The organism is Bacillus sp. BB081 (genome assembly GCF_008368895.1).
Lineage (GTDB): Bacteria > Bacillota > Bacilli > Bacillales > Bacillaceae_G > Bacillus_A > Bacillus_A wiedmannii.
Genome location: NZ_QOZX01000051.1, coordinates 21,770 through 34,621, shown reverse-complemented (window position 1 = coordinate 34,621; position 12,852 = coordinate 21,770). Strand labels below are relative to the sequence as shown.

Here is a 12,852-nt window from a genome sequence, read left to right as displayed (position 1 = left end):
GCTTCTTTTTTTACTTTTATAATACTGTATTGACATACCATTCTTTTGCTTTTTCTACTTCACCCATCGTTAATTGATGTCCTCTATTTTCCCAATGCATTGTAACAGTAGCGTTTGCATTCTCTAATAGTACCTTCAATTCCTCTGACTCCGCTGATGAACAAATCGGGTCATTTGTCCCAGCAGCGATAAATACTAATTTCCCTGCTAAATTAGGCAATTGTGTTTCTCTTCTAGGTACCATTGGGTGATGAAGGACAGCACCTTTTAATGCATTTTCATAATGGAATAATAAGCTTGCAGCAATGTTTGCTCCATTTGAATAACCGATAGCTACAATGTTATTTCTATCAAATTCATATGTTTTTGCAGCTTCATCTAAAAATTCATTTAATTCCTTCGTACGGAAAATTAAATCCTCTTCATCAAAAATGCCTTCTGCCAATCTACGGAAGAAACGTGGCATGCCATTTTCTAATACATTTCCCCTAACACTTAATACAGATGCTTCCGGATCAATTATTTCTGCAAGTGGTAATAAATCTAATTCATTACCACCTGTACCATGAAGTAATAACAACACTGGTTTTGACGTATCTTTTCCTTTTTGAAAAATATGTTTCATCATAATCCTTTTCCCCTTTCAATCACTTTTCGTCTAAATTTCTCACTTCAAATGGTAAAAGTCTTTGTTCAATTTGTTTTCTATGTGGTTCATATTGCTCCGGTAACTTTAATTCCTCACCCATCGTCTCTAACGATTCGTCATGAGCGAAACCAGGAGGGTCTGTTGCAATTTCAAATAAAATTTCCCCGTGTTCTCTAAAATAAATTGCGTTAAAATAATTTCGATCTTGTACAGGAGTTACGTGATATCCAAAACGAGACACATGCTCTTTCCAGTCTAGTTGATCATCATCGTTAGTCGCTCTCCAAGCAATATGGTGGACTGTACCAACACCCATTTGGCCACGCCCGATTGTCGATAGCCTCAAGTCGATAATATTCCCAATATCAGCAGAAGAACGGAATCGAACGAATTCACCTTCTTCTCCAATTTTCTCAAGACCCATAACATGCTCTAACAATTCAGCTGTTTTTTGAGGTTGTGAAGATAAAAGAACAGCACCGCCAAATCCTTTAATTGCTACTTTTGGCGTAACTTCTCCAAAAGTCCAATTATTTAATTCGCCTTCTTCTCTTTCTACTAATTCTATATGCAAACCATGCGGATCATCAAATTCTAAATACTGCTCTCCAAATCGAGTCATTTTTGTATACGAAATATCGAATTTTTCTAATCTATTTTCCCAAAACTCCATTGCACCCTTTGGTACGACATAAGACGTAATGCCTACTTGGCCGTCACCAATAATTCCTTGACGAGCACCTGCCCATGGGAAAAACGTAATAATTGTTCCAGGCTTTCCTCCTTCATTACCAAAATAAAGGTGGTACGTGCCTGGATCATCAAAATTCACTGTTTGTTTCACTAAACGTAAACCTAACACACCAGCATAAAAATCTACATTTTCTTGTGGGTGTCCTACGATTGCTGTAATATGATGAATTCCCATCGTTTTCTTTTTCATTTTCTCCGCCCCTTTTTATTTCATTTTAAAAACTTTTATACATTAAAATTCATTATTCATTTTGTCCATACTGCAAAGTAAAATCCATCGTTATGATTTTATCTTTACTTCGAGATATAAGCTGTAAAATTACGCATTATCTTCTATATCACTAAATTCATCTCGAATTCGAGATAATTTCCAAAAAAATATTTACTCCATCTGAAATCTTTATTCGGCACATAAATTATCTCGAACTCAATATTTATTATAAGTTACTTACTTTTAGTTGTCAACAAGTACTTATTTTCAATTTAAATCAAAAGAGAGTAAATGCTAGTTAGCATTTACTCTCTTCGCTAATTATTTCATTTCCTCTTCCAGCACTGCTTCCATCTCATTAAATTCACGATGAATTGCTTTAACTGGTTCTTTCGTTAATAAACTTACAACAATGACAGCTAATAAGCTACAGAAGAATCCAGGTACCATTTCATACATTGTCGCTTTTAGACTTGGAATTTGTACCCAAGTAATTACTACTACTGCACCTACAATCATCCCAGCAAGAACGCCCCATTTGTTCGTTCTCTTCCAATATAAACTTAATAAAATAGCGGGTCCGAATGCTGAACCAAATCCTGCCCAAGCGTAACCGACAAGTGTTAAAATTGTATCACTGGGATGATATGCTAAAACAACTGCAATCATAGCTACTACTAATACTGACAGTCTACCGATAAATACAAGTTCTTTATCACTTGCGTCCCGACGGAAAAATGTTTTGTAGAAATCTTCCGTTACTGCACTTGAAATAACAAGTAATTGCGAGGAAATACTACTCATAATCGAAGCCAAAATAGCTGATAATAAAAACCCAGTAATGTATGGGTGGAATAAAATATTTGAGAATGTTACAAAGACCATTTCCGGGTCTTGCAATGTCGCATTATTTTTAGCGTAATAAGCAATACCAATTAGACCAGTAAGCATTGCACCTATAATTGAAATCGTCATCCAACCGATACCGATTCTACGAGAAGTTTTTAAATCTTTAATAGAGGTAATTGCCATAAAGCGGACAATAATATGTGGTTGACCAAAATACCCAAGACCCCATGCTAAAAATGAAATAATCCCAAGAATTGTAGTCCCTTTAAACATATCTAAATGCGATGCATCAACTTGCTTAATCGTATTAAATGTTTCTGTTACACCGCCTACATCTGTAAAAGCAATAATTGGCACTAATACAAGGGCAATAAACATAATACAACCTTGCACAAAGTCGGTCCAACTTACTGCTAAAAAGCCACCGAATAGTGTATAAGCAACAACGACACCGACAGTTACAAACAAACCAATTTTATAATCAAGGTTGAAAGAATTTTCAAACAAACGTCCACCTGAAACTAAACCAGCTGACGCATAAAATGTGAAAAATACTAAAATGACGATAGCGGAGACAAAACGAAGTATTTTCGTACGATCTTTAAACCGATTTTCTAAAAAATCTGGAATCGTAATTGAATCATTTGCCACTTCTGTATACGTTCGCAAACGCGGAGCAAGAATTAAATAGTTTGCATAAGCGCCTATTAATAACCCTATCGCAATCCATACACTAGATAATCCTGTTGCATACATCGCACCAGGTAATCCCATTAGCATCCAACCACTCATGTCAGAAGCACCAGCTGATAAAGCTGTAACTGCTGGACCGAGTCCCCTTCCGCCTAACATATAATCTGATAAATCGGATGTCTTCTTATAAGACCAATAACCGATATACAACATGCCTGCCATATAAATAGCAAGCGAAACCATAATCTCAATCTTCACCAAATCTCTCCCTTAGTTACATAAGCCATTCAAAATTTCGAAAAATGACTTTTTCTATTTTCTTGTTTTCGCTTATGGTTCCCTACCTTAACAAACATTTTTTGTTCTTTCAAGTGAACAAGCCCTTTTCACTACATGTGAAAACCTTTATAAACGCCTTTATCCCAGTGGATTACCCCGGTTTTAAAATAAATTAAAGTAAAAATATTCAAAAAAAATAAAATACCGTTTTTTCACACCTTATTTTCATTCACTTATTAGACAAATTTCAAAAGAAAAAAGCCATACGAATGTATGACTTTTAACTTATTGGCACTGCAATTTTCTCTTTCTCTACATATACTTTACGAAATTTCATATAGCAACCAATGCGCCAAGGTACTATATAACAAACTGCAAGAGTGTAAAAAAGAATGCCGATTGACTTTGGATCTAAACCTTGCAAATGTCTTCTAAAATAAGCACGTAAAAGAACGATAACTAAAAATGTAGCAATAAAAGCGATACTTTTTTTTGCATAAATATGACCATCTTCTCTGATTTCATATCCACTTAAAATAATAAGTGGAATTGATAATAACAGTCCAATCCCAGCAGCTATACCAATTTGCCAAACAGCAAGTTGTATCGGTGTAGCATATAAAGAAAAACCTGGTAATAAAAAGAATAATGGCAATAGTAGTCGTCTTCCTTTATTTTTAATTGGTCGATTCATAGAACGCATGCGCCTAAATATAACGAGCCCTATGAGGAGTAAAAAAATTGTAATACTGTACGAACCTTGCTGCAAGTGAATCTCTCCCTAAAAATAGTCATTTTTAAAAATACTCCCCTATTATACTCCTAATTTTTCCAAACGATATGATTATTCCTCTGAAAAATCTTACATATTAAATATACTTTTAGGTTTGATTTACTATAGGAAACAATTCCGAAAGAGGAACTACCCGCCCCACCTCATCTTTAAACACAATATGCTCTCGCGTTAAATGGCGCGGACTCTTTACTCCCGCTGCTGCCGCAAGTGAGAACAAACTATATCTCATGCTAACAACGTAATTCATTATGCGCCATTTCTTCTCATACGGATCTAACGCTTTTTGATAATGAGGATTCGTCGTCGCCACACCAGACGGACATTGCCCCGAATTACATTGAAGTGCCATTATACAGCCACTTGCCATCATAAATCCGCGTGCTGAATTTACAGCATCCGCCCCAATCGCTAAAGCAATTGCCACTTTATCTGGTGTGATTAATTTACCCGATGCAAATACTTTAAACTTGTTACGGACACCATAATGATTTGCTGTATCGATAAATGTAAGTAATGCTGGAATAAGCGGTATTCCCATACTATCTGCCATTGATTTATACGTAGCACCTGATCCACCTTCTGAACCATCAATTGTAATGAAATCTGGATAGATGTTTAACTCTTTCATCGTTTTGAATAAATCTTCCAACGGTTCCTGCTGTCCAATTACAATTTTCATACCGACTGGTTTACCGCCGTTTTCTTGCAAACGTTGAATAAAATAAAGTGTATCTGCTGCATTCTTTAAAAATGGAAATCGATTCGGTGAATTAATCGTTTCTCCTTCTCGCACATTGCGAACAGAAGCAATTTTCTCATTTACTTTTTGTCCTTCTAGATGGCCACCACGTATTTTCGCACCTTGCCCAAATTTCAATTCGAATGCTTTAATATTGCCTTCTTTTGCTTTCTCCATAAATTTCTCCATTGAAAAATTACCATCCTCATCACGGTACCCAAATAAACCCGGACCAATTTGCGCAACGATATTCGCACCTGTATGTAAATGTTCTGGAATAACGCCACCTTCGCCAGTATTAATCCACGATCCACCAGCCATCTTCGCACCAAACCCGCTCGCTAAAATATAATTTTCGCCAATCGCACCGTAAGAAGTTGCAGATGCCCCAAACATGCCATGTAGTTTCCACGGATATTTGCGGTTTTCACCGACTATAATTGCATCGTCTTCTTCATATAACCAAAGATTCGTTGTATCCGCTGTCAATTTTTCTCTTCGTGAAAATAACCCTTCTTTATGAATCACATACTTTTTCCCTTCACGTTCTTGCGTTACATTCACACTTAATTCATCTGTTAATATCGGAAATAATGTATTAGCAATATAATATCCAGATGCATCAAAATCTCGTTTTGATCCAAAACCGAGTATTTCTGAACGGTATTTCGCTAGAAACATTACACTTTGAAAATCATAACGTGAAAAGGGCTTTCCATCCGTATCATGATCAAACCAATATTGCCTAAATTCCGGTCCTATCTTTTCAAGTAAATAACGCATCCTTCCTAAGTATGGATGTAACTTTAATATAGAATGATGCGTCCGTTTTTTAATAAAAAATGTAATAATAAAAAAAATGATTAATAGTAACATCAATAAGAGCAATATACTAATAATAACGAGTAGCGTTTCACTCATCCCGCTTCCTCCTATGAAAATCCATAATAAAAGGAGAACACCTGATGTGTTCTCCTTTTATCTTTATTCAAATTAACGTAGCAAGATGCTCTTTCGCATCATATTCAACTAAACTTTCAGCATTTTTAATTCGATGAACAAAATCCGGATTAGCAATTAAAGGTCTTCCGAATGCCACTACATCAATTGTTCCTTCTTGCAACGCTTCTTCAGCCTCTTTCGGATTTAAATTCCCTACTCCTACAATCGTACCCTCCCAATATTTTCTTACTAATTGATGAAAATTCTTTCCGTCAGCAATAACTGCCGTATAATTCATCGTTGAAGGGTGAATCATCGTTAATCCAACTTCGTTGAACATATTTACAAACATTTCAATTGCAAGCTCAGGGTTTTCCCACATATAAGTTGGATTATCACCTTTGAAAGCAGAAAAGCGAAGAAGTGTTTTATCAGCCCCAACAGCTTCTATTACAGCCTCCGTTACTTCTTTCATAAACGTTAGCCTTTGCTTTAAATCTCCGCCGTATTTATCAGTACGCTTATTTGCGAACTCATAAGTAAATTGATCGATTAAATATCCGTGTGCACCGTGTATTTCTACTCCATCAAATCCAGCTTCGATCGCGTTTTTCGCAGCTTGTGCGTATTGACCAATCACCTCTTGTATTTCTTCTAACGTCATTGCTTCTGGCGTGTCGAACGGTTTACGAAAACGCGGAACATTTCCCTCTGCAGCGATAGCAGACGGTGCTTGCGGCATTTGCCCACCAATTATCTCGTGATGACTCATACGGCCAACATGCCATATTTGAGCAATAATCGTTCCACCTTCTTTATGTACTGCCTCTGTAACAGGCTTCCACGAATCGATTTGTTCTTGTGTATAAATCCCCGGTACTCCTGGATTTCCTTTTGCTCTTGGGCTAATGACGATTCCCTCTGTAATAATTAAGCCAACTCCATCAGCTGCACGTTTTCTATAGTACTCGACTACATCAGTACCAACGATTCCTGTTTCATGATTCGCGAAACATCTCGTCATCGGTGCCATTGCTATGCGATTACGAAGAGACCAAGATCCAATTTGAATCGAGTCAAATAACTTCGTTTCTTCAATCTTTTCAAAAGAACCCCAATCATTTAGATTTGTTCCTTCATAAATACTTGCTGCTTTATTATTTGAACTTGTCATTTTTCTTCCCCCTAAAAAATTCTTACTATAATCGCATCATACTTACTTTTAGATAGTAACGTCAATTTATACGCTCTTATGTAGAAATATTCGCATAATAAAACTAACTGTTTTTTAACTTTAAGGGTTCTGGTATTCAAGACTCTACTGTCTATTTTTATGTTCAGTAAGTGGATGAGGAAAATACTTGTTAAGTGGATGTTTTCATTTCTTCTAGTTTTATTAATATAGAATATATTGGTAATTATTTTTCGAACTATTTACTAAAAAAACGATTTCCACTGTACTATATTCAAACTTACAGTAACGAGGCTTCAATCATTCATTTCGATTAAGCCGATTATCGTAATGGAGTAACATTTGTTTGCTTTCTCTTCATAACTAACATAAAAAAAGCCGTGCAAAAGCACGTTTTTTTTCCATATACGCACATCCGTCTCACCATTTATATCCTTTCGTGATCGATTTCTTAGTCCACATCGCCTAGTCTCCATCTCTGTCATTGCTCTAAAGAAGATAGGGAACAAATTCGTTTCCAATATGCAAACAACAAGCATTACGATAATAATTGCATATCTAACACGTTGTTTTTTCTATTTATCCGTTCCTAATCCCCATGAAAAAAGGAGCTGTCACATAGTCGCATTATCGACTATATGACACTCCTTTTTAGTTGACCGTATATGGCTAAAAATTCATTTATCTCTTTAATATAAAGAATTTAAACAATTATTATCTCTTCACATATAAAAAATTCCTTAGCAGTAGAAGTGAGAGTGGTTCAGTATTCTTCTAAAAATAATAACTTATAAACCTAAAACAATGAAAGCCCTACCTCTCTTTCATCCTTACGGCTCCTCGTCCGTGCCAGTGTGAATCAGGATTGCAAAAATCAAGTAACTATTCTATCGAAGTGTTTAATTAAACTTCGAATATTCGTAAAGAATTTAAAAAATAAAAATGGATTTGATTGTAGTAATAACAAAAGAGGTTAATGCTCTAAAAGTGGTTTGAAAGAATTGAATGTCTTTGAAATGATTAATTCTCTATAATTATGTTCCCAAAAAATTCAAAACCTTTTTTGGGATCTAATACATTATTTGTAATGAATCTTAACAAAAGCTTTTTATTTGACTTTCTGTGATACCTTCAATTAATCCCAGTTCACTAATCAAAAATTCGTGTGCGTTATCTAACATTTTCTTTTCGCTTGCATTAAGTGCTTTTTCTTTCTGCATACGTAATAAATCACGTACAACTTCAGCACCTTCTTGTATTTTACCCGTCTTTATTTTATCAGTGTTCAATTTATACCTTTGTTTCCACGTAAGTAATCTATCAGATTCTCCATGTTGAAAAATATCCAATATGTGTGCTATTGCCGTTATATCCGTGACTGGTCGTATATTTGAGCTCAATATTCTCCCTGCCGGAATCATTACTTCCATATTACTACCCGACATTTTTATAACATAATATTGTTGTTTTTCTCCTGTGATTTCCTTCTCTTCTATGGCTTTAATTATACCTGCTCCCTGCATTGGATAAACTATGTTATCGCCAATTTGAAACAAATAATCCACCTCCATATATGGTAACCTTCTCAATCTTAACACACAATCAATTTTTTAGCAAAATTTTTATTTTATCATAAAATTATTTTTAATGTCAATCCTTTCGAACTAAGAAAATAATTTCGTAAAATATCATTAAAAACCCGCAATCTTATTAACTTTTCCACACATATATATTCTAATTTCACCTTCTCTTTTTACATAAAAACACATTACTACATATAAGTAGTAATGTGTTTTTTATACGGAATCGTTAAACATTCCCTATTAATTTCACGCCTATATACTAACCTGCTTACGGACTGTCTCTCTCGCTAAAAGAAAACTCATAATCACTTGCGCAGCTACTCGACTCGTCATATCTCTGAAATCAAGGGTTGGATCAATTTCTACTATATCCATCGCTTGAACGAGCGGTTCTTTACCAAGAAATTCAATCGCATCAAGTAAAGTCGTACTATCCATACCGCCAGGACCAATTGCTGGACAACCTGGTGCAAATGCTTGATCTAGTACATCCATATCAAGAGAAATGTAAATAGAAGTCACGCCTTGCTTTCTTAATACTTCAATACTTTCCGTGATAATATCTTTGATTTGTCGCTCTCGTACATCTTTCATTGTATACACTGTCACACCATGTTCTTTTGCATATTCATGGTACGCTCGTGCATTTGAAAAATTACGAATTCCGATTTGAACGAGTTGTTTTCCTGTAATGACATCATTTTCTAGTAAACTACGGAACGGTGTACCATTTGATGGGCCACCATCATCTAAATTACGTAAATCATGGTGGGCATCAAATTGAATAACACCGACCTTCCCTTTACTATTTGCAAACCCTGTTATACTCGGAAAACTAATCGAATGGTCACCACCAAGAACGATTGGTATCATGTTCGGATTTACTTTCGTTACATGACCAACTGTTTTCGCAATGCGCTTATGACTTTCTTTTATATCCGTCACATGTATCGTAATATCGCCACAATCATATAAGACACTTTCTTTCATATCATGTTCTTCTGTAATTGCGTACGTGCTATACGCATCTAACATTGTACGAATTGTTTTTGGCGCAAAACTTGCTCCTGAATGACTAATAGATGGTTTAGAAAGGGGTGCTCCAATTAAGGCAGCACCGAATATTTCCAAGCCTTCCTCCCAATCTTTAATCATCTCACTCCATTTCGTCACTTCACGATCGATAAACTTTGCATTTTTCTTTAAATAGTGGCCGTGCTCCACGATTGTTCACCTCTTGTATATGCGATATTACCATTCTTCCATACTGTATTTACATGACTTACGCCGTAATGGTACGGCACGTAAGCATAATTGTAAGCATCCCATAAAACTAAATCTGCCTTGCGACCAACTCTAATTTTCCCAGCTACATCGCCTCGATTAATGGCATAAGATGAGTTAACCGTTACGGCATTCCAAACTTCTTCTGGTGTCATTTTCAGTTTCAGCATCGCAATACTCATAATAAGCTGAATATTTTCAGTTGGACAGCTACCTGGATTAAAGTCTGTAGCTAAAGCAACCGCAACACCTTCATCAATCATTTTTCGGCCGCGTGCAAAACTTTCTTTATTTAAATAGAAAGTTGTTCCTGGTAGTAAAGTCGCTACTGTATTAGAATTTGCAAGCATTTCAATTCCTTTATCAGAAGCACCAACTAAATGGTCCGCTGATGCTGCACCAATTTCAGCCGCTGCTTCCGCACCACCAAGAGGGTCGATTTCATCTGCATGAATTTTCACATCAAAGCCAAGCTCTTTCGCTTTTAATAAAAACTCTTTCGATTCTTCGACGGAGAAAACACCTGTTTCGCAGAAAATATCAACGAACTCAGCTAATTGCTTCTCTTTCATTTCTGGTAATAGATCTAACATCCATTGTAAAAATTCTTTTGATCTTCCTTTATACTCTTCCGGAACTGCATGAGCACCTAAAAATGTTGAAACTAAATCAATCGAGTGCTCTTTTTGTAATTGTGCAGTTGCCTCTAATTGTTTCCATTCCGTCTCATCATCTAATCCGTAACCACTCTTCGCTTCTACAGTTGTAACTCCAAAAGATAGCATACGGTCTAAATGGAATTTCGCTTTTTGAACAAGTTCTTCTTTCGACGCCTGTTTCGTTGCATTTACAGTTGAAAGAATACCTCCGCCTTGTTCTAAAATTTCTAAGTACGGAACTCCTTGTAATTTTAGTGCAATTTCATTTTCACGAGATCCACCAAATACAAGGTGAGTATGCGGATCGACAAGACCAGGAGAAACCATTTTCCCGCCGCAATCAATAACTTCTTTCGCTTGTAATCCTTTAGCTTCTTCCACTGTTCCAACGAAAGTAATTACGCCGTTTTCAATTCCAACCACACCGTTTTCGATAACAGGAAGCGTGTTCATCGCTTCCCGTCTTAACAAGCCATCTTCTTGATCCATTGTTAGTAATTGACCGATATTTATTAGTAAAGTGTCCAGCATGTTTTCTCCTCCTTATTTCATCATTGGAATGTTAACGCCTTTTTCTTTCGCAGTTTCCACAGCTAAGTCATATCCTGCATCCACGTGACGAACAACACCCATACCAGGATCAGAAGTTAATACGCGCTCAATACGTTTTGCTGCTGCTTCTGTTCCATCTGCAACGATAACCATTCCAGCATGAAGTGAATAACCCATACCAACGCCACCACCGTGGTGAACAGATACCCAGCTCGCACCGTTTACACTATTAATTAATGCATTTAAAATTGGCCAGTCAGCTACTGCATCACTACCGTCTTTCATCGATTCAGTTTCACGGTTTGGAGATGCTACTGATCCGCAATCTAAATGGTCACGACCGATAACGATCGGTGCTGATAATTCACCATTTGCAACCATTTCATTAATGATGCGACCAAATTTCGCGCGCTCACCGTAACCTAACCAACAAATACGTGATGGAAGACCTTGGAATTCAACTTGCTGACGAGCCATACGAATCCAGTTACATAAATGCTCATTATCAGCAAACTCACGTAAAATTACTTCATCAGTTTTATAAATATCTTCTGGATCACCCGAAAGTGCTACCCAACGGAATGGCCCTTTTCCTTCGCAGAATAATGGACGGATAAATGCAGGTACGAATCCTGGGAAGTCGAATGCATTTTTCAAACCTTCATCGAAAGCAACTTGGCGAATGTTATTTCCATAATCAAATGTAATGGCGCCTTTTTCTTGCATAGCAAGCATTGCTTCTACATGCTTTTTCATACTTTCTTTCGATAATTGTACGTAACGTTCTGGATCTTCTTCACGAAGTTTCGCTGCTTCTTCTAATGTGTAACCTACTGGAATGTAACCGTTTAGTGGATCATGAGCAGATGTTTGATCTGTAACTAAATCTGGCGTAATATTACGCTTCACTAGCTCCGGTAAAATCTCCGCTGCATTTCCTAGCAATCCGATTGAAATCGGTTCTTTCTTCTCTTTATATTCGTTCGCAATCGTTAGCGCTTCTTCTAACGATTCTGTATATAAGTCACAATATCTCTTTTCAATACGACGATCGATACTACGCTTATCTACATCAATAGCGATTACAACACCGCCGTTCATCGTTACAGCAAGAGGTTGTGCACCACCCATACCACCTAAGCCAGCAGTAAGTGTTAATGTACCTTTTAATGAACCATCGAAATGTTGACGTGCTGCTTCGCCAAACGTTTCATATGTTCCTTGTAAAATACCTTGTGTTCCAATGTAAATCCAGCTACCTGCTGTCATTTGTCCGTACATCATAAGACCTTTTTTCTCTAGTTCACGGAAGTGATCCCAGTTCGCCCACTTTGGTACTAAGTTTGAGTTCGCTAAAAGAACGCGAGGTGCATCTTCATGCGATTTAAAAATTGCAACTGGTTTTCCTGACTGAACAAGTAATGTTTCATCGCTTTCTAACGTTTTTAATGAATCTACAATTGCATTGTAGCTTTCCCAGTTACGAGCTGCACGGCCAATTCCACCATATACAACTAATTCTTCTGGTTTTTCGGCAACTTCAGGATCTAAATTGTTCATTAACATACGAAGTGCAGCTTCTTGAACCCACCCTTTCGTTTGTAACTCAGTACCTCTTGGCGCGCGAATTGTTTGTTTTACTTTTTCCATTTCACTCTCTCCCTTTTCTCA

Annotated in this window: 10 protein-coding genes; all 10 read right to left on the bottom strand. The window is 36.7% G+C overall.

Annotated features, from left to right (window positions below; translation table 11 throughout):
• Nucleotides 1-16: 16 nt before the first annotated feature.
• The gene (locus tag DN394_RS20865; RefSeq protein ID WP_000975438.1) at nucleotides 17-628 is read right to left on the bottom strand and encodes an alpha/beta hydrolase; all 612 of its coding nucleotides are present in this window, start codon (nucleotides 626-628) and stop codon (nucleotides 17-19) included.
• A gap of 19 nt (nucleotides 629-647) precedes the next feature.
• On the bottom strand, nucleotides 648-1,592 hold the full coding sequence (locus DN394_RS20860) for a ring-cleaving dioxygenase (RefSeq protein WP_046954551.1): 945 nt from the start codon (nucleotides 1,590-1,592) through the stop codon (nucleotides 648-650).
• A 342-nt stretch (nucleotides 1,593-1,934) separates the two neighbouring features.
• Nucleotides 1,935-3,413: a sodium/proline symporter PutP gene (gene putP, locus DN394_RS20855; protein ID WP_116892269.1), complete on the bottom strand. Its 1,479-nt coding sequence runs from the start codon at nucleotides 3,411-3,413 to the stop codon at nucleotides 1,935-1,937.
• A 301-nt stretch (nucleotides 3,414-3,714) separates the two neighbouring features.
• Entirely contained in the window at nucleotides 3,715-4,203 is a 489-nt protein-coding gene (locus DN394_RS20850) for a CcdC protein domain-containing protein (protein WP_149294190.1), read from the bottom strand.
• A 112-nt stretch (nucleotides 4,204-4,315) separates the two neighbouring features.
• Nucleotides 4,316-5,890 (bottom strand): FMN-binding glutamate synthase family protein, encoded by a 1,575-nt coding sequence (locus tag DN394_RS20845; protein WP_098208972.1) that lies wholly within the window; start codon nucleotides 5,888-5,890, stop codon nucleotides 4,316-4,318.
• 67 nt (nucleotides 5,891-5,957) lie between these two features.
• Nucleotides 5,958-7,085 carry an alkene reductase gene (locus DN394_RS20840; protein ID WP_098208973.1) on the bottom strand — a complete coding sequence of 376 codons (1,128 nt, stop codon included), beginning with the start codon at nucleotides 7,083-7,085 and terminating at the stop codon, nucleotides 5,958-5,960.
• 1,112 nt (nucleotides 7,086-8,197) lie between these two features.
• Nucleotides 8,198-8,659: a CarD family transcriptional regulator gene (locus DN394_RS20835; protein ID WP_170771247.1), complete on the bottom strand. Its 462-nt coding sequence runs from the start codon at nucleotides 8,657-8,659 to the stop codon at nucleotides 8,198-8,200.
• 279 nt (nucleotides 8,660-8,938) lie between these two features.
• On the bottom strand, nucleotides 8,939-9,910 hold the full coding sequence (gene hutG / locus DN394_RS20830; protein ID WP_149294189.1) for a formimidoylglutamase: 972 nt from the start codon (nucleotides 9,908-9,910) through the stop codon (nucleotides 8,939-8,941).
• Nucleotides 9,889-11,160, bottom strand: coding sequence for an imidazolonepropionase (gene hutI / locus DN394_RS20825; RefSeq protein ID WP_046954545.1), 1,272 nt, complete (start codon nucleotides 11,158-11,160; stop codon nucleotides 9,889-9,891). The genes hutG and hutI overlap by 22 nt, the downstream gene beginning before the upstream one ends.
• Before the next feature lie 12 nt (nucleotides 11,161-11,172).
• Nucleotides 11,173-12,831 carry a urocanate hydratase gene (gene hutU / locus DN394_RS20820; RefSeq protein WP_149294188.1) on the bottom strand — a complete coding sequence of 553 codons (1,659 nt, stop codon included), beginning with the start codon at nucleotides 12,829-12,831 and terminating at the stop codon, nucleotides 11,173-11,175.
• Nucleotides 12,832-12,852: the final 21 nt, after the last annotated feature.